The 585-nt window shown below is 53.3% G+C and carries 1 protein-coding gene; it reads left to right on the top strand.

Annotation, left to right across the window (positions count from 1 at the left end):
- Positions 1–25: 25 nt before the first annotated feature.
- Positions 26–585, top strand: a 560-nt coding sequence (locus ACTHUM_RS17865; RefSeq protein ID WP_440403672.1) for an ATPase domain-containing protein, incomplete at its 3' end; no start/stop codon positions are given.

Here is a 585-nt window from a genome sequence, read left to right as displayed (position 1 = left end):
TCATATTTCCTTTCGGAGAGAAAACATGTCAGACGAAAAAAGCAAAGCCTTAGCCGCCGCCCTTGCCCAAATCGAAAAAAACTTCGGCAAAGGCTCCATCATGAAAATGGACGGCAGCCAACAGGAAGAAAACCTTGATGTTATTTCCACCGGCTCCCTCGGCGTGGACTTGGCACTCGGCGTTGGCGGTCTGCCCCGCGGCCGCGTGGTTGAAATTTTCGGCCCGGAATCCTCCGGTAAAACCACACTCTGTCTCGAAGCCATTGCTCAATGCCAAAAAAATGGCGGCATCTGCGCATTCATCGATGCCGAGCATGCTTTTGACCCGATTTACGCCCGCAAACTCGGTGTAAAAGTCGAAGAACTCTATCTCTCCCAACCGGATACCGGCGAGCAGGCATTGGAAATCTGCGATACATTGGTACGCTCAGGAGGTATCGATATGGTCGTTGTCGACTCCGTAGCCGCTCTTGTGCCTAAAGCCGAGATCGAAGGCGAAATGGGCGACAGCCACGTCGGCCTGCAAGCCCGCCTGATGAGCCAAGCCTTGCGCAAACTGACCGGTCACATCAAACACACTAATAC

It is taken from the genome of Neisseria sp. P0021.S006, assembly GCF_051956895.1.
This window is presented reverse-complemented; position numbering and strand designations above follow the sequence as displayed.